The following is a 20,611-nucleotide window of genomic DNA, read 5'->3' as shown; positions in this document are numbered from 1 at the left end:
GATCATCGCCATCTACATCACTCGCTTGCGATAGCAATTGCTCTTGCGTCAGAGTAATCGAACCATCTTCATCAACAGAGTAAGCCAAGTCACCTGAGACTGGAGCGTCATTGACTGCAATAACGTCAATGCCTGCTGTGGTCTCTGCTGTAGCGCCATCTTCATCAGCAACGGTCACGTCAAGCGACACACTGCCGTTGAAGTTTTCATTTGGTGCGAAGCTGTAAGTACCGTCACCGTTGTCGGTGAAGATACCGTCTGTACCGGAGTAAGACACATCACTGACACTCACCTCGCCTTCCACATCACTTGAGTTGGCAAGTAATTGATCGTCAGAGATAGTGATAATGCCGTCTTCATCGACTGAGTAAGTCGTTGAACCGGCCACTGGAATGTCATTGACAGACTCAACAGTCACATCAATGTTGGCCTCTGTGGTGGTTGTACCGTCGCTTACTGAGAAGCTCAAGTCAACTTCACCATTAAAATTCTCGTTTGGCGCGAAGGTATACGTACCGTCACCGTTGTCAGTGAACACCCCTTCGGTGCCTGAGTAGCTGACATCAGCAACGGATAGGTCATCGCCATCAATATCAGACGCACCTGCAAGAAGCTGTTCATCCGTGAAGGTTAACGAACCATCTTCTTGGATGGTGTAACCCACATCTTCCACGACTGCTGCATCATTCACTGGATTCACTGTAAGGTCAGCGTTTGCGACGATGGTGTCGGTGCCATCAGAGATGTCGAAGCTGAGGTCAATGTCACCATTGAAGTCTGCATCTGGTGTGATGGTGAATGAACCGTCTTCGTTGGCGGTCACTGTGGCGTTATCGCCAGCGCTTAAGTTAGCCGCAGTCAGATCATCCCCGTCCACATCACTAGCTTGGGATAGCAATTGTTCTTGGGTCAGCGTGATAGAGCCATCTTCGTCAACGGAGTAAGCTAGGTCACCCGAGACTGGCGCATCGTTGACTGCGATGACGTCAATGCCTGCCGTGGTCTCTGCGGTTGCACCGTCTTCATCGACAACGGTCACATCCAGCGATACGTTACCGTTGAAGTTTTCATTTGGAGCAAAGCTATAAGTACCATCACCATTATCAGTGAAGATGCCGTCTGTGCCTGAGTAAGACACATCATCAACAGCGACTTCACCTTCTACATCTGAGCTGTTCGCTAGAAGTTGCTCGTCAGAAATAGTAATGATGCCGTCTTCATCGACAGAGTATGTAGTAGAGCCGGCCACTGGAATGTCATTGACTGACTCAACAGTCACATCAATATTGGCTTCTGTCGTAGTCGTGCCATCGCTTACAGAGAAGCTTAGGTCGACTTCACCATTGAAGTTCTCGTTAGGAGCAAAGGTATACGTACCATCACCATTGTCGGTGAACACACCTTCTGTACCAGAGTAGCTAACATCGGCTACCGACAGGTCGTCGCCATCAATATCTGACGCGCCAGCAAGAAGCTGCTCATCAGTGAAGGTTAGTGATCCATCCTCTTGGATGGTGTAACCGACATCTTCCACTACCGCTGCGTCATTCACTGGATTCACTGTGAGGTCAGCATTGGCCACGATGGTGTCGGTGCCATCAGAGATATCGAAGCTTAAGTCAATGTCGCCATTGAAGTCCGCATCTGGTGTGATGGTGAATGAGCCATCTTCGTTGGCGGTGACCGTAGCGTTATCACCCGCACTTAGGTTAGCCACTGTTAAGTCGTCGCCGTCCACATCACTAGCTTGTAATAGCAATTGCTCTTGCGTCAGAGTGATAGAGCCATCTTCATCAACTGAGTAAGCTAAGTCACCTGAGACTGGTGCATCATTAACAGCGATGACGTCGATGCCAGCTGTTGTTTCGGCCGTTGCACCGTCCTCATCGACAACCGTTACATCAAGAGATACGTTACCGTTGAAGTTTTCGTTTGGCGCGAAGCTGTAAGTGCCATCACCATTGTCAGTAAAGATACCGTCAGTGCCTGAATAAGACACATCATCAACGGCGACTTCACCCTCCACATCAGAACTGTTAGCTAGAAGTTGATCGTCGTAGATGGTGATGATGCCGTCTTCATCGACTGAGTACGTCGTTGAACCGGCCACTGGAATGTCATTAACAGACTCTACGGTCACATCAATGTTGGCTTCCGTTGTGGTCGTGCCATCGCTCACTGAGAAGCTTAGGTCTACTTCACCGTTGAAGTTCTCGTTTGGAGCAAAGGTATACGTACCATCACCGTTGTCGGTGAACACACCTTCTGTACCTGAGTAGCTGACATCCGCAACTGATAGGACATCGCCATCAATGTCAGACGCGCCAGCTAGGAGCTGCTCATCCGTGAAGGTCAACGAACCGTCTTCTTGGATGGTATAACCTACATCTTCCACGACCGCTGCATCATTCACTGGATTTACAGTGAGATCAGCATTCGCGACGATGGTATCGGTGCCATCTGAGATATCGAAGCTGAGGTCAATGTCACCATTGAAATCCGCATCTGGTGTGATAGTAAATGAGCCATCTTCGTTAGCGGTAACTGTAGCGTTGTCACCTGCAGATAAGTTAGCAGCCGTGAGGTCATCACCTTCCACATCCGACGCTTGTGATAGAAGTTGTTCTTGTGACAATGTCACACTACCATCTTCATCAACTGAGTAAGCTAGGTCGCCAGAGACTGGTGCATCGTTAATTGGAAGCACATCTACGTTAATGACCGTATCAACCGTGGCACCATCTTCATCTTGAATGGTAACGTTTAATTGAACCTCGCCATTGAAGTTTTCATTTGGCGCAAAGCTACAAGTACCATCACCATTGACGGAGAAGATACCGTGCGGTCCATCGTAGCTGATACCTACTAGGGATACGTCACCCTCTATATCTGATGCATTAGCAAGGACTTGAGACTCACTGAAGGTCAGTACACTGTCTTCATCAATGGTGTAAGACGTTGGCCCTGCAATAGGTGGGTCGTTGACCTCGATAACGGTTAAACCAGCGCTTGTCTCTGCTGTCGCTCCGTCTTCATCTGCTACAACGACATCAAAGCTAACTTCACCTGAGAAGTTCTCGTTTGGCGAGAAGGTATAGGTACCATCACCGTTGTCAGCAAAGACACCATCAGTACCTGAGTAAGAGACATCCTGAACGGAAACATCACCCTCAACATCTGAACTGTTAGCCAATAACTGCTCGTCAGTAATGGTAATCGAGTTGTCTTCTTGTACAGAATAAGTTGTAGAACCGGCAACCGGAATGTCGTTAACAGACTCAACCGTTACATCAATATTCGCCTCAGTGGTCGTTGTACCATCGCTCACTGAGAAGCTTAAATCGACTTCTCCGTTAAAGTTCTCATTTGGCGCAAAGGTATACGTACCATCACCATTGTCGGTGAACACGCCTTCTGTACCTGAGTAGCTCACATCGGCAACAGACAAGTCATCACCGTCAATGTCTGAAGCGCCAGCAAGAAGCTGCTCGTCAGTAAAGGTCAACGAACCGTCTTCTTGGATGGTGTAACCCACATCTTCCACTACCGCTGCGTCATTCACTGGGTTTACAGTGAGGTCAGCATTGGCAACGATGGTATCAGTGCCATCGGAGATGTCGAAGCTGAGGTCAATGTCGCCATTGAAATCTGCATCTGGTGTGATAGTGAATGAACCATCTTCATTAGCCGTTACAGTGGCGTTGTCACCTGCTGATAAGTTAGCTGCAGTTAGATCATCGCCGTCGACATCACTCGCTTGGGACAGAAGTTGCTCTTGAGTCAGAGTAATCGAACCATCTTCGTCAACTGAGTATGCCAAATCACCTGATACTGGCGCGTCATTGACAGCAATAACATCAATGCCGGCAGTGGTCTCTGCCGTTGCGCCGTCTTCGTCAACAACAACGACATCTAGCGATACATTGCCGTTGAAGTTTTCATTTGGTGCGAAACTGTAAGTACCGTCACCATTGTCAGTAAAGATACCGTCTGTACCTGAGTAAGACACGTCCTCAACCGCTACTTCACCCTCCACATCCGAGCTGTTTGCAAGAAGCTGCTCGTCGGAGATGGTAATAATACCGTCTTCATTGACTGAGTATGTGGTTGAACCTGCAACTGGAATATCATTGACCGACTCAACGGTCACATCAATATTGGCTTCAGTGGTCGTTGTACCGTCGCTCACTGAGAAGCTTAGGTCGACTTCACCATTAAAGTTCTCGTTTGGCGCGAAGGTATACGTGCCATCACCATTGTCGGTGAACACACCTTCTGTACCTGAGTAGCTGACATCAGTAACTGATAGGTCGTCGCCGTCAATGTCTGACGCGCCAGCAAGAAGCTGCTCATCCGTAAATGTCAGTGAGCCATCTTCTTGGATGGTATAACCTACATCTTCCACGACTGCTGCGTCATTCACTGGGTTCACAGTCAAATCTGCATTGGCCACGATGGTGTCGGTGCCATCTGAGATATCGAAGCTTAAGTCAATGTCGCCATTGAAGTCTGCGTCAGGCGTAATGGTGAATGAACCATCTTCGTTGGCGGTCACCGTAGCGTTATCGCCTGCTGACAAGTTCGTAGCTGTAAGATCATCGCCATCTACATCACTCGCTTGCGATAGCAATTGCTCTTGAGTCAGAGTAATCGAGCCATCTTCGTCGACTGAGTAAGCCAAGTCACCAGAAACTGGTGCATCGTTCACTGCGATGACGTCAATACCTGCCGTAGTTTCTGCCGTTGCACCATCTTCATCAGCAACGGTCACGTCAAGTGATACGCTACCGTTGAAGTTTTCGTTTGGTGCGAAGCTGTAGGTACCATCACCGTTGTCGGTGAAGATACCGTCCGTACCGGAGTACGACACATCACTAACACTCACCTCGCCCTCTACGTCGCTTGAGTTGGCAAGCAGTTGGTCGTCGGAGATGGTAATAATGCCATCTTCACCGACTGAGTATGTGGTTGAACCCGCAACCGGTATGTCATTGACCGACTCTACAGTCACATCAATGTTGGCTTCTGTGGTGGTCGTGCCATCGCTCACTGAGAAGCTTAGGTCTACTTCACCGTTGAAGTTTTCGTTTGGTGCGAAGGTATACGTACCATCACCGTTGTCGGTGAACACACCTTCTGTACCAGAGTAGCTGACATCGGCTACAGATAGGTCGTCACCATCAATATCTGACGCGCCTGCCAGAAGCTGCTCATCAGTAAAGGTCAACGAACCGTCTTCTTGAATGGTATAACCCACATCTTCCACGACTGCTGCGTCATTCACTGGATTCACAGTAAGGTCTGCATTGGCCACGATGGTGTCGGTGCCATCAGAGATGTCGAAGCTTAGGTCAATGTCGCCATTGAAGTCTGCATCTGGTGTGATGGTGAATGAACCATCTTCATTGGCCGTTACAGTAGCGTTGTCACCTGCTGACAAGTTCGCAGCAGTGAGGTCATCACCATCTACATCGGACGCTTGAGACAGAAGTTGCTCTTGAGTTAGCGTGATAGAGCCATCTTCATCAACGGAGTAAGCTAGGTCATCCGAGACTGGAGCGTCATTGACCGCAATAACGTCAATGCCTGCCGTGGTCTCTGCTGTTGCACCGTCTTCATCAACAACAGTCACATCAAGCGACACGTTTCCGTTAAAGTTTTCGTTTGGTGCAAAGCTGTAGGTACCGTCACCGTTGTCAGTGAAGATACCGTCTGTACCTGAATAAGACACGTCCTCAACCGCAACTTCACCTTCTACATCAGAGCTGTTTGCTAGAAGTTGCTCGTCAGAGATGGTAATAATACCGTCTTCATCAACTGAGTAAGTCGTTGAACCGGCAACTGGAATGTCGTTAACAGACTCAACCGTCACATCGATATTGGCTTCAGTGGTCGTTGTACCGTCGCTCACTGAGAAGCTCAAATCAACTTCACCATTAAAGTTCTCGTTAGGAGCAAAGGTATACGTACCATCACCGTTGTCAGTGAACACACCTTCTGTACCAGAGTAGCTAACATCGGCAACAGACAAGTCATCACCGTCAATGTCTGAAGCGCCAGCTAGAAGCTGCTCATCAGTAAAGGTCAACGAACCGTCTTCTTGGATGGTGTAACCCACATCTTCTACAACCGCTGCATCATTCACTGGGTTTACAGTGAGATCAGCATTGGCGACGATGGTGTCGGTACCATCAGAGATATCGAAACTGAGGTCAATGTCGCCATTGAAGTCCGCATCTGGAGTGATGGTGAATGAACCATCTTCGTTGGCCGTTACGGTTGCGTTGTCACCTGCGCTTAGGTTAGCCGCAGTCAGATCATCACCGTCCACATCACTTGCTTGTGATAGCAATTGCTCTTGAGTCAGAGTAATAGAACCATCTTCGTCAACGGAGTATGCTAAGTCACCTGAAACAGGTGCATCGTTAACCGCGATAACATCAATACCCGCTGCGGTCTCCGCAGTTGCCCCTTCTTCATCCACCACAACGACATCTAGGCTGACATTACCGTTGAAGTTTCCATTTGGAGCAAAGCTGTAGGTACCATCACCATTGTCAGTGAAAATACCATCGGTGCCTGAGTAGGAAACGTCGCTGACGGAAACGTCTCCTTCAATATCGCTTGAGTTAGCTAGCAACTGGTCATCGCTAATTGTGATGATGCCATCTTCGTTCACTGAGTAAGTCGTTGACCCCGCGACAGGTAGATCGTTAACGGCTTCGACAGTTACATCAATATTGGCTTCGGTAGTGGTCGTTCCATCGCTGACAGAGAAACTTAGATCCACCTCGCCATTAAAGTTTTCATTTGGAGAGAAAGTGTATGTGCCATCACCATTGTCGGTGAACACACCATCGGTGCCTGTGTAACTAACATCGGCTACGGTAAGATCATCACCGTCTACGTCGGTTGCTCCTGCTAACAGCTGAGCATCGGTAAATGTAAGGGAACCATCCTCTTGGATGGTATAAGCAACATCTTCAACTTCTGCATCATCGTTCACATCTTCGACTTGGATTTCGAACGTTTGCTCTGTTGTTTCAGAATCAAAGTCGTCATCTAATCGTTCTTGATCTAGGTTGGCTTGCTCGCTTCATCAAGAACGTTGACTTCGAAGGTTTCACTGTCAGTTTGTGTATCAAAATCATCACCTTCGCCAGCTCCTGCTGCCGGAGATGCGGCTGCGGCTTGTGGCGCTCCAGACGCTTGCTGAGTTTGTCCCTCAGCATCACTACCTCCATCAGAGCCCTCAGAACCTTGTCCACCTACACTTTGCGCGCCTGCTCCAGCGCCACCAGAACCTGCATCAGTAGTTGCACCACTATCAGCCATTTGACTATCGACAACGCCTGATTGAGCACCTTCGGAGGAGGCTGCTTCACTATCTACAGGCTGAGCAGATTGAGCACCACCGGTATCATCGCCGTCACTGGATGCACCGGCACCGCTGGGGTCATCTTCCATTGCTTGGTTGGCGTCATCAGCAGCATCGGCCGCATCAGCGCCCGTTGCTATAGTTGTCGCTATCGTATTTTGTTGGTTCTGCTGAGCCTGTTGCTGCTCGGTACCATCGTTGGTGGTTTCTACTTGTTCGACCGCATCATTGAGAGGGTTGTTTTCGTTGTTGTCAGCCATGTTGCCTCCGTCGCGTTGTCAGCTTTTAAAATCAGACACTTCCTAGAAACGCAGTAAAGGACAACAAACACGAAAGACAAGGTAAATTTTGAGAAAAAAAAGCAAAAAGTTTAGGTGACAAAATGGATATTTGAGCATTCCCAAAATATTTAGCTACGCAACTAAACACAAACTACAGATTATCAAGGAATTTTTTTTGAAAAATGAGCATTAATATACTTAGCTATTAGTTAAGGTGATATTTGTGCAATCTAAACCTAAGACGCTGTTATCACGTATATTTAATACTATAGTTTAGATTGTTGTCCGGGAGGCGGTTGTGAGTAAAAGTAACATCGAGCATCACATTAGAAATGCCTTGATTCAAAATACGGATAAGTCCGAGTCTGATTATGTTGAAGCGGTTGAAATAAAGAGTGCGATGACAACCGTTCACAAAACCCTTCTTTTGACTTTCTTTATCATTCTGATTCTACTTGGCATTGCTTCTCAAGCTCGTATCGATATTGTCGTTTCATCAAGGGGGAACTTTTACTTGAATCAGATATAGAGAAAGTTCAGCATCTTGAAGGAGGAATACTCGATTCAATGCTCGTAAAACCAGGGGACATTGTTTACGAAGCCAGCCAATCGCACGGCTTAGAGCCATTGAGAGAAACTCACAGCTTTCGACAATGAATGCTGAGATAGCACAGCTTGAACTCGATAGACTCCGTTACTTGGGTTTAATCGCTCAGGAAGAACCGGATTATACACCCTATTCCGACTTTCCGGATCTCGTGCGGGTGAATCAGGATACATGGCGTAAAGAGAACGCTAAAAATGTCTCTGCGGAAGCATTGATCAAACATGATATCGAACACAAAGATCGCCTCATTGCGTCGATGAAGAAAAGGCGCGTTAGCTCGCTTAACCAGCTTAAGTTAATCCGTAAACAGCTTGAGATTAAGCAAACGCTGTACAACGAAGAAATGGCTTCTTACGTAGATGTTCTAAATATGCAGGTTCAAGAGTCCAATATGGTGAGAGAAATCGAAAACCTCGATGAATCTCTCATGAATGAGGATTTTCAGCTGCTAAGGTTAGAAAAACAGCTTAACGATCTGATTGTAAATAGGAACGCGGAGTATCAAGCACAAATAATTCAAGCAAATAAAGATCTCGATATTAAACGAATACAGCAACCTCAGCATACGGATAAGGTAAATCGTCTTGTGGTTTATTCTCCCGTTGATGGCGTTGTTGATAAGGTGCATTTTAATTTTCGCTCCGCGGTGGTGCCTCCAGGCGAAAGTATTGCCGATATTGCACCATTAAATAATACCTTGCACGGTGAAGCGAAGATCCCTCGTAAAGAGATGGGTTTTGTTGAAGTTGGGCAGGAAGTGAAACTGAAGTTTGATACCTACAACTTTGCCAAATACGGCTTTATGCCTGGCAAGATTTCCTCGATCAGTCGCTCCTCTTATGAAGAGGAAGAAACGGAGTACTATTTAGCGAAAATTACCATTGAGCAAGATTTTCTTGAACGTTCCGGGACTAAGTACAGTCTCTCACCATTTATGGAGTTTACGGCAGATATAAAAACCGGCGATAGACGCGTTATAGAGTACGCGGCAAAGCCCGTTATGTCGGCTATTGAAGATGCATTTGACGAGCGTTAAACCATGAAGCCGAGGTACAAAGTATACAGCTTCCCAGTGATCAAATTAGGCATAGTAGTTTTACTATGCCTTTCGGCTATTGGTCTCTGGTTTGCGTATCAGTACTATACAGCCGCTCCTAAAGAAAGTGCCTTCACTACTCCGCTTATTGCTCAAACTGAGAAGCTGAACACAGCACTTGAATCCACCATTCTTACCCTAGATGTGTGTCTTCAAAATGGTGAGTGTGATGACGTGAGCCAACACGCTCAGGCATTGATGAATGAAATGGCCGCCTTCAAAGCGCTCGCCGCATTAGACAAAAAGCAAGTCAGTTTAGTCGGTGCCGTGGAATACAGTAACGTGCAGCTGGCGATCAATCGATATTTCGCCAAAGATTTACCTCAGAGTGAAGACTACTATCTTCTACGTACAACCCTTAGCAATAACTATGTAGAGATCCGTAACCGATTTGACGATCTGTTCTTTGTTGAGCACAAACAAGTGGTTGAGGATATTCGCTCTTCTGTGAACATTATTGTCATCATTTTTCCGATGCTGGCCATTATCGCCATCGCTGTCGTTCTTGGCGGCTGGAATCGACTGAAGAAAACGGTTCGTGATCGCCGCTCAGTGAATCAGAGTTTTGAGTCTCTCGCCGAGCGTTTGGATGAACTAGACTCAGCCAAAATCGAAGAGATCCTTAGCACGACAGAGATCGACCCCATTGAGCGTAGCATTTATTCCAAGTTGAGGTTGCTTCACGAAAAGGTAGATAAGCAGCAACAAGATGCCGACTTGAACCAACAGCTCTACGGGCTAATTGGTTATGAAATTCGCGGAATAACTAACACCATCAAAGGCGGAATACATTATCTTGTCCAAGATGCAGATGAGAATACAGCGGTTCTCGCCCAGGACATAACGTCGGCGGCTAATACCCTTTCTGAACTGGCTGAAAACTACAATCGATTGCTCTCTCAAGGCCGGGATAAAAGTAGTAGCGCGTTCTCGTTCTTAGATGTCGTTTCCGAACTGACGATCCACATGAAGTCTAAACTCCAGCGTGAAAACCTAACGCTCGAGTGTGCATTCATTGGCAGCGTGCCTGCTATGGTGCTGGGTCACCAAACTAGCCTGTTTTGGATGCTTTTCCTAAAGCTCTCCAACGCGCTGCAAGTTCAAACTGGCAGAAACGTGCTGTTTAAAGTAGAGACTGGTAGTGGTCTAGATGTCGATCGCTCAAGAGTTACATTGTCACTTACTTTTCTCACCAACACGAATGTGAAAATGGCTAAAGTTGATTCCCTGCATTGGTCTGAACGTGCCGATTCGATGGGAAGCAATGACGAATGGACAAAATCAATCCTTGGGAATGTGGGTCACTTTAGCTCTAAATGGTTTGAATCTGGTAAGCAGCGACGCTTCCAAGTGGAAGTTGATCTGGAAGCTCAAAGTTACTTCGCCCCTAACTCAAGTACATTAGAGGGTAAGAATCTTATTGTTTGCAGCTCCGGCATGCTATCCCTGGAGATATTAACCAATGTGCTGACGATGAATGGCGCTAAGTTTACCGTCTGCGAAGATCCCAATGAGCTGTTCCGTCTAAACCCAGCAGAAGAGAAAGTAGACGGCGTCATCATCACAGATGCCATTGAAGGTATCCAGATCGCGCCTTTCAGTAAAACGCTGAGCAAGCGATTAAAACCTACCGGCACTAAGCTGTTTTTGATGTCGAGCACCTCCGAACTGGCTCAAATTACTCATGAGTTCGTCGACAAAGTCTTTTTCAGCCCTATCTTGCCACACGAATTTATTCCTCACTTACGCGAAGCATTGGAAGCGGAATCGGTTGAAGAGACCTTAGAGAACAGCTCATTCTTAATTGTTGAAGATGACAAGGTGCAGCAGTTCCTGCTCAAGCGTATTTTGATGAAACAAGAATACAACGCCGATACCGTCGGTGATGGATCAGAAGCGGTCGAATGGGTTAAAAACAGCGCGCAGATATCATCTTTATGGACTGTATTATGCCGGGCATGGGAGGCATACAGGCCACTCGCCTAATACGTGAACACGAAAAAGAGAACGATATTACCATTCCTTCGACGATCATCGGTGCAACGGCATTGACCAGTGTCGCAGAACACAAAGCGTGTATCGAAGCCGGTATGGATTACGTAATCAGCAAGCCTTACAAAAGCGATGAAATTCTTAAGGTGATCAAAAAATATGTGGCCTATCAGAAGATTAGTTAGTTGTGCTTTTATCGTTGTTAGCTTTCCTTCTCAAGCATTAACCCTGCTGGAGGCGGTACAGATCGGTTTGAATAACAACGTGTCGCTTATCGCGAGTCGAAAAGGTGTTGAAGAAAACGCCTACAACATTGATGTCAGCCGTTCGAAATTTCTCCCTACCATTTCAGCCAATGCGACGAGCACTTGGAGTGGCAATCGTACCGTCATTAGTAATGCTGATGACACCACCAATAGTTACAATGACCACGGTTATAGCGTCTCACTGAGTCAAAGCTTGTTTAATCTTGCGGATATCTACAAGTACGGCACGGCAAAATTGGACTTCAACATTGAAGAGATTAAGAACGAAAACAAAACTCAAGAAATCATTCAAGAGATTGCCATTCAGTACTTTGAATATCTGAAAAACGGCGCTCAAACTCGCGCGACGAAAGCCGAGTTGGATTCGTCACTCGCGAGACTCAAACAGATGCAGCGCAATGTGGAACTTGGTAATGTTGCGGCGAGTGAGCTTTATGAGGTGGTGGCGCAAAAAGAAGGGATTGCCAATCGTTTAAGAACCCTCGGTAAAGACAAGGATGTGATTCTCAATACGCTGGAGTTACTCACGCAATATCCTGTTATCCCAACTCAAGATTTAGAGCGAAGCCTGATATTGTCAGAAATCACGTTTGAACGCAGTGGCGATTTGCTTGAGCAGGCGATGCAGTACAACAATGACATCATTGTTTCTGAGAAAACACTTGAGAGAAGTTTTAGAACACTGAAAGAAACGGGTTCAAATTTTGCACCAAGTTTATCTGCAAGCGCCAGTTATCGTCATGATGACACCAATAACTTCGACCCGATTACCACACCCGGCGCAACTGGGATTAGCGACTCTAAGTCTCTAGGGCTTACGCTAACCGTCCCTATCACGACTGGCGGCTCTGATTACTATGCTTATAAGAAGAATGAAAAAACAATAGAGCGCAATGAGCTACTGCTTCTTGATACGCGTAACACCGTCAAAAATGACTTAGAAACCTCCATTCTTAACATCAACGATTTCTCTCAATCGATTTTCACCTTCGAAAATATTATTCGTGCTAATTATTCTTCCTACAATGGAATTAAGAGGGCTTACGATTTGGGCACGCGCACCCTCACTGACTTGCTTGCTGCAGAGAGTAAGTTGTTTAGTGCCATTCGAGATTATGAAAGCGCAAAGTACGATTATGTTATTGAATCGATTCGGCTTGATAAAACAGTGGGGAACTTATCACCGCTGAGCATAGAAAAAATAATGGCTTTAATGGTCAATGAATCCAGCATTCGCGATATGGACGTGATACCCGAGCATTTAAAAAACTGACAGTGATAACGAGTTTTCTTTCAACCACGAGTAGCAACAGGACAAGTCGATGAGTAGCGAGCATTTCTCCCAACGAATCACATTTGCCGACACGGTGTACCTCACCTTTTCGACCATCATGTCGACTCTGTTTGCTTTAGTCCTTCCCTTCTCAATCTTGATTATCTTCGACCGTGTGTTGCCCAACCAAGCTAAAGATACCCTCTCTCTACTATTCGCCATTATTCTTGTTGCTATCTATCTTGATTACCTGCTTAAAAAACAAGAAGAAGTGATCACGTCGACGCTGATGAAGGATTTCGAAACCGATTTGACCAACCGTGTGTTTAAGTCGGTGTGCTTGGCTGAAATAGACAAGTTTAATCAACTCGAACCTGGTCAGTACTTAGAACGTATTTCGACCATTCCTGAGATCAAAAGCTTCTTCGGAGGGGAAACCGTTCGAGCTGTCATTAACGCGGTAGTGAGTGTGATAACCATCATTATTATTGGCCTTATTAATGTGGGGCGGGTCTCACGTTGGTCGTCGCTTCAATCATTCTCTATGTCGCCGCGCTACGTATTTCCAGTAAAAAGATTGTGACGCTCGAGGAAAAATCAGAAATCGAGGGTCTTACCAATTCCAAAATCATTGAGATTGTTTCAAGTCCTCTCGACAACAAAAGCCGCACTATGGAATATCGCTTAGAAAGCTTAATGACGGATATGGTTAAGGAGCGAGAACGCAAAAATATCGAGTACGAAAACCTAGAATCTGAATTTAACCTTGTTCTTGCTCTCATTCAGCAATTATCTATTGCCTGCGTTGTCGTGCTGCTTGCAACGTCGGTCATTAATTTGTCTGCAAGCCAAGGCGTTATGGCTGCCATCATCATGCTGACGAACCGATACTTTGCGCCTTACCAGCAGGTTATGCGTACTATCGGCCGCTGGAAACTGAACAAGCTGCATATTGAAAAAGTGTCTGAGTTATTGGATTTAGAATACAAACAGCAACGTGATATTGCGCTGGTTGAAAGTCGCGATGAATCACTCCCCGCTCCAATTGATCAAGACATCGGTAATCTCATTGAGGTAAAACTCTCCACGGGACAGCGAATCGAGTTCATATTGGGTAGACCCACAGTTATTCGAGGAGTCTCTGGCAGTGGCAAGAGTCACATCACGCGCTGCCTCACTCGAGATGTTGAATGTGAAAAATCAGAAATCTACATTAACCATAAACCGCTTCATGATGTTCACTATCACACCTGGCGAGAGGCCGTACACAGAATCGATGGAAACAGTACGTTCGTCGAGGGAACCATCATAGATAACCTGACTTGTTTCAGGCCCATTTTAAACAGTGCCGCGTTCACTATCTGCAAAAACCTTGGTATCAAACATGAGATCGACGCGCTTACCGACGGCTTCTACACTCAACTTACCGGACACAAAAACGCCCCTGTTTCGAGGCAGGTTCAATACGCTCTCTTAATAGTACGGGCGATGCTAAGCCAAAAGAAATTACTCGTACTGGATGACATCGATTCTGTTTTTGACAATGCGTTTGGCGAGCGAGTGGTTTCAACACTCATACCAAAAGCAAACCAACAATTCCTAATCATTGTAAGCAATAAGCTCGACAGCAGAAAATATGGGCTCAAGTCGATTCGTTTAACCGGTGAAGAGGTGGCAGCATGAGTATTCTTGTCGACTTCAACAATATCGGACAACGACTCTCCGACTTTGAGTCTGAGCAGTTTCAAGAGCGCTACCAAGGGTCCCCTTTACTCCGAGGGCTGGCCTATACGCTTATCGCCATGGAGTGGGAAGGCACCCCTGAACTCCTATCCGATGCCTTTATGCCAGGGGAATCAGATTCTGACGGTTTTGAGGCGACGTTAACAAGGCTGGGTTATCAATGCCGCACCACTAAATTTGAAAAAGCCGAGCTTGCCCAAACAGAGGGGTTACATTTACCGTGCTTTATAGAGCTAGATAAGCTCGAAGCCATACTTCTATCTGTGCGCGATGGCGTGGCTACGTTGTTTGATTATAAGAACAATAATAGTGTCACGGTGACACTGGTTGATGCCACATATTCAATTACCGTTATCTCTGAGTATTCGAAGCTGTTTCGAGAGCCGCCACCGGAGTCACAAGACAAGTCCAATTGGATCAAGTATGCGTTCTATCGCTATAACGATGAGTTTAAAAGCTTGATTTTCCTCTCTCTAGTTATCAATATCTTTGGTGCTTTGCAGCCATTCTTTATCATGAGCGTTTATAACTTCGCTCTCGCTTCTAGTTCTGTTTCTACCTTGTATTGGCTGACCTTGTTTGCTGTCTTTTTAGGATTTGCTGAATATGCCGTTAAAAAGGTTAGGATGAATATTCTCGCCACTTCTGGGCAAGATTTGGCCGTGCACATCTCTCGCAATGTGATAGCAAAGTTATTGTGGTTGCCCTACTCGATGACGTCTTCTGCCGGTGTTTCGTCTCAGTTGGCGCGTTTAAAAGATATCGATCAGTTCAGAAAGCTCGTCACAGCTGAAGCAACACTGAGTTACTTCGACATGCCGTTTATCGTTATTTTCATTTTAGCGGTGACCATTCTCTCTGGATACGCGGCGCTTACGGTCTTAGCGGGTATTTTCTTAATGATCATTTTCTGTATTTATTCGCGCTATATCTATTCTCAAGCCACCGCCAACAGTTCCAGAGCGAATGCCATGGTCTCATATCAATGGAACGAGCTACTTCGCGGAATCAATACCATTCAGGGGCTGCCTCTTCTTCGCGTTATTCAGTCTCGATTTAATGCATCACACGAACAGAGCTCGAATGACGCAGCACACGTTGCAATGACCAACAGTAAAATTCAAGCCATTGGTGGCGGCCTAATTCAGGCGATCGGTACGGCTTCGATTGTTACCGCTGTGACAACGGTGATGGATGGCAACTCTGATGCCGGCGCTATGTTAGCGACGGTTATTTTGGTTTGGAAAGCACTCGGGCCCATCATGGGCATATATAACTCCATTACCAAGTTTCAAACCATCAAATCTTCAGCGGCTCAGATCAACGCATTAATGTCACTTAACGACGACAAGACATCGCTAGAGAAAAGTCCGCCTATTCGTAAGTTTGTTGGTGAAGTGGTGGGTAGTGGTATCACACATCGATATCAAGGTGCTCAAACGGGTCTAACTAATTTGGGGTTTAAGCTCATGCCCGGAAGTAAAACCGCCATTTCCGGCCCGCCGGCAGTGGTAAAACGACGTTGCTGATGATCATTGCAGGCTTGAAGAGCGTTATCAAGGTGCGGTCTATATAGATGGCTACAATATCAAACAGTTCAACAACTATCGCTACAGAAAGGCGATCAATTTCATCCCGTTTGATATGCATCTTTTTGAGGGTTCTATTCGGTCAAACTACGTTCTGCACAACGGCGTGATTTCCGAAGTACAGATGAACTACACCTTTAACCTTCTCGGGCTCTCTAAATGGTTTAGTAATGGTTTGGATAGCCACTTAAATACCGACGTATTAAAGAATCTTCCTAGTGGTGTCATTCAAAAACTGAAAATAGCGATAGGCCTTGGCGACATGTCGCAGAATCTATTTATTATTGATGAACCGTTTGTAGGATGTGAGGCAGAGCACGCGGGATATTTGAATCAGCTCTTCACTGGCGCGCTAAAAGACAAAACGGTGGTGTACACGACGATGGATCCTGCGCTCATCACCAGTTCGACACATTGTCTAATGCTAGAACCTGACGGCAACCAAAAGTACTTCGGTCTACCGGATAAAGTAATGAACGCGATGGGGTGATATCGTAGGCACTTTCCGAAACTAGCGGATAACGACTTGTCTTGATTCCCCCGATGACGAGGTCACTGTGATGGTCACCGGCGTCTCAACCCCTTCAATTGTTGATTGTTTGACCGATTTCATTAACACATCATCCATGTCCTGAACTTTAAATGTTAAAAGTTCTGATTTTGTGACGTTAAGCACCTTTGTCGAAGAATGATACAAAAATGTGATGTTTTCCTCTCCCACTTTCAGCTTGCACTGTTCATTAACTGAACAATCTACCGTATTGGTCACATCGTGCGTCATCGTACGGTAGCTAAATGCGGCAATAAGCACCGACATCATGATGATTATTTGTACAAGCCTTGCTTTTGTTAGCTTCTGTGCTGCCATTGTGACGAGTTCTCCGTGTAACAAACTTCAAAGTTTTGAAATAAATGGTCATAAACCAGACCAAGTGTAAGGTTACTACCCTGTTCTTGATTTGTTAATTGAAGTATTATTGTCGCTTGAAAATGCTACTTTTTGTTAAATCCGGCAAGAGAAGTAACGTTTTGATTCAACGTTAGTTCTTTTGATGGGTTGGGTAGCATTACGACATGTGTCGTGTTGGAAGTAAAGTGTAGTTAATTAGAAAATTGGAAGCATGTTAATGAGCCAAGAAAAGCAGCTTGAACAAGTCTACAACTATACCGTCGTACGCCAGTTCACATTAGTGACGATTCTTTGGGGTATTGTTGGTATGGCAGTAGGTGTTTTGATTGCCGCTCAATTAGTTTGGCCACAGCTCAACTTTGATACGCCGTGGTTGACGTACAGTCGTTTACGTCCTTTGCATACTAATGCGGTAATCTTTGCGTTTGGTACCAGTGCTCTGTTTGCAACGTCTTATTATGTTGTGCAGCGTACCTGTCAAACGAGATTATTTGGAGGCCCTCTTGTCGCATTCACCTTTTGGGGATGGCAAGCAATCATTTTAGCCGCTGCAATTACTCTGCCGTTAGGTATTACCTCAGGTAAAGAGTATGCAGAATTAGAATGGCCAATCGATATCGCTATTGCAGTGGTATGGGTGTCTTACGCTATTGTGTTCTTCGGAACGCTCATCAAGCGTAAAACGTCACATATCTATGTAGCGAACTGGTTCTTTGGCGCATTTATCATCACCGTTGCGGTACTTCACATTGTGAACAGTATGGCAATTCCTGTGTCGATGGGTAAATCTTACTCCGTCTATTCAGGTGCCGTCGATGCGATGGTTCAATGGTGGTACGGCCATAACGCGGTAGGTTTCCTTCTTACAGCCGGCTTCTTGGGTATGATGTACTACTTCGTACCAAAGCAAGCTGAACGCCCTGTTTATTCTTACCGTCTATCGATCGTTCACTTCTGGGCGCTTGTCTCTCTGTATATTTGGGCTGGTCCTCACCACCTACACTATACCGCGCTACCAGACTGGACTCAGTCTCTAGGTATGGTGATGTCTTTGGTTCTATTCGCTCCGTCTTGGGGTGGTATGATCAACGGTATCATGACGCTGTCAGGTGCTTGGCATAAACTGCGTTACGACCCAATTCTTCGTTTCTTGATCGTTTCCCTATCGTTCTACGGTATGTCGACGTTCGAAGGTCCGATGATGTCTATTAAGACGGTTAACGCACTGTCTCACTACACAGACTGGACAATTGGTCACGTACACTCGGGTGCACTTGGTTGGGTTGCGATGGTATCTATCGGTTCTGTTTACCACCTAGTACCTCGTCTATTCGGTCAAGAGCGTATGTACTCAGTCGGCCTGATTAACACCCACTTCTGGCTAGCAACTATCGGTACAGTTCTGTACATCGTTGCGATGTGGATCTCTGGTGTAATGCAAGGTCTGATGTGGCGTGCAGTTAACTCGGACGGTACGTTAACCTACAGCTTCGTTGAATCTGTACAAGCGTCCTACCCGTTCTACTTCGTTCGTTTCGTTGGCGGCTTCATCTTCTTAGCGGGTATGTTCTTAATGGCATACAACACGTATAAGACAGTAACAGCAGCTAAAGGTAGCTTGAAAGCTGCCCCTCAACCGGCTTAAGGAGATTAAAGATGAGCTCAAACTCTAACAATCGCCATGAAGTCGTTGAACGTAACGTTGGCTTACTGGCTATTTTAATCGTATTCGCAATCAGTTTAGGCGCGCTTGTTGAAATCACACCGTTGATTTTCCAAAAGCAAACCACTGAACCTGTGAAGAATCTTCGTGCGTACAGTGCACTGGAAATGGAAGGTCGCGATATCTACATTCGTGAAGGTTGTAACGTATGTCACAGCCAAATGATCCGCCCTTTCCGTTCAGAAACTGAGCGTTACGGTCACTACTCTGTCGCTGGTGAAAGCGTTTGGGAACACCCATTCCTATGGGGTTCTAAGCGTACTGGCCCAGATCTCGCCCGTGTTGGTGGACGTTACTCTGATGAGTGGCACCGTGTTCACCTAATCGACCCTCGCGAGTTGGTTCCTGAATCAAACATGCCAGGTTTCCCTTGGCTTGAGGAAAACGTACTGGATGGCAAATTGACACAGAAGAAACTTGAAATCTTCCGTAACCAATTTGGCGTTCCATACACGGATGAGCAAATCGCAAACGCGGCTAAAGACGTAGAAGGTAAAACAGAGATGGATGCCATCATTGCTTATCTTCAATCTTTAGGCCATGCGATGAAATAAGGAGGGGCTTATGGATATCGGTACTATTCACAGTATTTGGACCATAGTTTTGTTCGCAAGCTTCATTGGTGTTGTGTGGTGGGCCTTTGGCAAAAGCCGCAAAGCACGTTTCGAAGAAGACGCAAACCTAGTATTTGCGGATGAACAGAAACCCACCTCCGAAGAAAAAGGAGTGACTAAGTAATGACTACATTCTGGAGTCTATGGATTATTGTCATCACAGTCGGTACGTTGCTTGGTTGTGCAGCACTACTTTATTGGTGTGTTCGCGACAAAATGGGTGTCGAGGAAGGCGAAGACATGGGACACGAATACGATGGTATTCGTGAGCTTAACAACCCGCTTCCAAAGTGGTGGACTTATTTGTTTATCGGTACGTTCATCTTTGCCGCTATTTACCTTGCTATGTACCCGGGTTTGGGTAACTACAAAGGTCTTCTTGGCTGGCAAAGTTCGGATCAGACCGTACGCTCACTTGAAGAGTCAAAAGCGTCTATTGCCGCTGCACAAGAGAATAAAACTCTTGTTCAATACGCAAAAGAGCTTGATGATGCAGATGCCTACTTCGGTGAAGCATTTAACCGCCTAGCAAAAACATCGGATGGTGCGCTGCGCCCTATCCCTGAAATTGCTACCGACAGTGAAGCAATTAAAGTAGGTCAACGTTTGTTCCTACAAAACTGTTCACAATGTCATGGTTCGGATGCTCGCGGTCAAACTGGCTTCCCTAACCTTACTGACAACGCATGGCTATATGGCGGCGAGCCTGAAGCAATCGTAACAACGTTGCTGCACGGCCGCGTTGGTCAGATGCCAGGTTGGAAAGATGCCCTTGGTGAAGATGGCGTACGTGAAGTCGTTAGCTACACGCTAAGCCTTTCTGGTCGTAAAGTGAATGCTCGTGAAGCAGAAGCAGGTAAAGCTCGCTTCGTGGTTTGTGCAGCATGTCACGGTACAGATGGTAAGGGTAACCCTGCTGTTGGTGCACCAGATCTTACCGACCAAGTATGGTTATTTGGCGACTCTCGCGCGGCTGTAACGGAAACCGTTATGAATGGTCGTTCGGGTGTGATGCCAGCATGGAAAGACATCCTAGGTGAAGAAAAAGTACAGCTGGTATCAGCGTACGTTTGGAGCCTAAGTAATTCCGATAAATAAGTAACATTTCAATAACAGCCCCTTGTAAGGGGCTGTCTTTT

At 46.2% G+C, this 20,611-nt stretch carries 10 protein-coding genes and 3 pseudogenes; 10 read left to right on the top strand and 3 right to left on the bottom strand.

The features are described 5' to 3' along the window. Nucleotides 1–7,006, bottom strand: a 7,006-nt coding sequence (locus tag TZ48_RS12390) for a tandem-95 repeat protein (RefSeq protein ID WP_338062268.1), incomplete at its 3' end; no start/stop codon positions are given. A 71-nt stretch (nt 7,007–7,077) separates the two neighbouring features. Then, a complete protein-coding gene (locus TZ48_RS26125) occupies nt 7,078–7,638 on the bottom strand; it encodes a hypothetical protein (RefSeq protein ID WP_338062267.1) in 561 nt (186 codons plus the stop codon). A gap of 319 nt (nt 7,639–7,957) precedes the next feature. On the opposite strand from TZ48_RS26125, the pseudogene TZ48_RS12385 reads away from it, so the two are divergent. The 6 genes and pseudogenes from TZ48_RS12385 (at nt 7,958) to TZ48_RS12360 (ending at nt 16,715) form a co-directional block, all read left to right on the top strand. Next, nucleotides 7,958–9,302, top strand: a pseudogene (locus TZ48_RS12385) (HlyD family type I secretion periplasmic adaptor subunit). Between the two features lie 3 nt (nt 9,303–9,305). After that, on the top strand, nt 9,306–11,348 hold the full coding sequence (locus TZ48_RS12380) for a hybrid sensor histidine kinase/response regulator (RefSeq protein ID WP_112479380.1): 2,043 nt from the start codon (nt 9,306–9,308) through the stop codon (nt 11,346–11,348). After that, entirely contained in the window at nt 11,312–11,539 is a 228-nt protein-coding gene (locus tag TZ48_RS12375; protein WP_162674566.1) for a response regulator, read from the top strand. Before TZ48_RS12380 ends, TZ48_RS12375 begins: the two co-directional genes overlap by 37 nt. Then, nucleotides 11,514–12,893, top strand: a complete 1,380-nt coding sequence (locus TZ48_RS12370) for a TolC family protein (RefSeq protein ID WP_112479378.1) — start codon at nt 11,514–11,516, stop codon at nt 12,891–12,893. Before TZ48_RS12375 ends, TZ48_RS12370 begins: the two co-directional genes overlap by 26 nt. 49 nt (nt 12,894–12,942) lie before the next feature. Next, nucleotides 12,943–14,576: pseudogene (locus TZ48_RS12365) on the top strand (ATP-binding cassette domain-containing protein). Further along, a pseudogene (locus tag TZ48_RS12360) lies at nt 14,573–16,715 on the top strand (ATP-binding cassette domain-containing protein). The pseudogenes TZ48_RS12365 and TZ48_RS12360 overlap by 4 nt, the downstream one beginning before the upstream one ends. A 21-nt stretch (nt 16,716–16,736) precedes the next feature. Here TZ48_RS12360 and TZ48_RS12355 read toward each other — a convergent pair. Beyond that, complete coding sequence (locus TZ48_RS12355; RefSeq protein ID WP_112479377.1) at nt 16,737–17,093, bottom strand: hypothetical protein; 357 nt, start codon at nt 17,091–17,093, stop codon at nt 16,737–16,739. 259 nt (nt 17,094–17,352) lie between these two features. Here TZ48_RS12355 and ccoN point away from each other — a divergent pair, with 259 nt between their 5' ends. The 4 genes from ccoN to ccoP are packed head-to-tail and all read left to right on the top strand — an operon-like array spanning nt 17,353 to nt 20,570. Then, the gene (gene ccoN, locus TZ48_RS12350) at nt 17,353–18,780 is read left to right on the top strand and encodes a cytochrome-c oxidase, cbb3-type subunit I (RefSeq protein ID WP_162674565.1); all 1,428 of its coding nucleotides are present in this window, start codon (nt 17,353–17,355) and stop codon (nt 18,778–18,780) included. Nucleotides 18,781–18,791: 11 nt separating this feature from the next. Beyond that, nucleotides 18,792–19,412, top strand: coding sequence for a cytochrome-c oxidase, cbb3-type subunit II (gene ccoO / locus TZ48_RS12345; RefSeq protein WP_103879746.1), 621 nt, complete (start codon nt 18,792–18,794; stop codon nt 19,410–19,412). Between the two features lie 10 nt (nt 19,413–19,422). Further along, on the top strand, nt 19,423–19,596 hold the full coding sequence (locus tag TZ48_RS12340) for a cbb3-type cytochrome oxidase subunit 3 (RefSeq protein ID WP_112479375.1): 174 nt from the start codon (nt 19,423–19,425) through the stop codon (nt 19,594–19,596). Further along, a complete protein-coding gene (ccoP, locus tag TZ48_RS12335; protein WP_112479374.1) occupies nt 19,596–20,570 on the top strand; it encodes a cytochrome-c oxidase, cbb3-type subunit III in 975 nt (324 codons plus the stop codon). The genes TZ48_RS12340 and ccoP overlap by 1 nt, the downstream gene beginning before the upstream one ends. Nucleotides 20,571–20,611: the final 41 nt, after the last annotated feature.

It is taken from the genome of Vibrio variabilis, from assembly GCF_003263785.1.
GTDB lineage: Bacteria > Pseudomonadota > Gammaproteobacteria > Enterobacterales > Vibrionaceae > Vibrio > Vibrio variabilis.
This window is presented reverse-complemented; position numbering and strand designations above follow the sequence as displayed.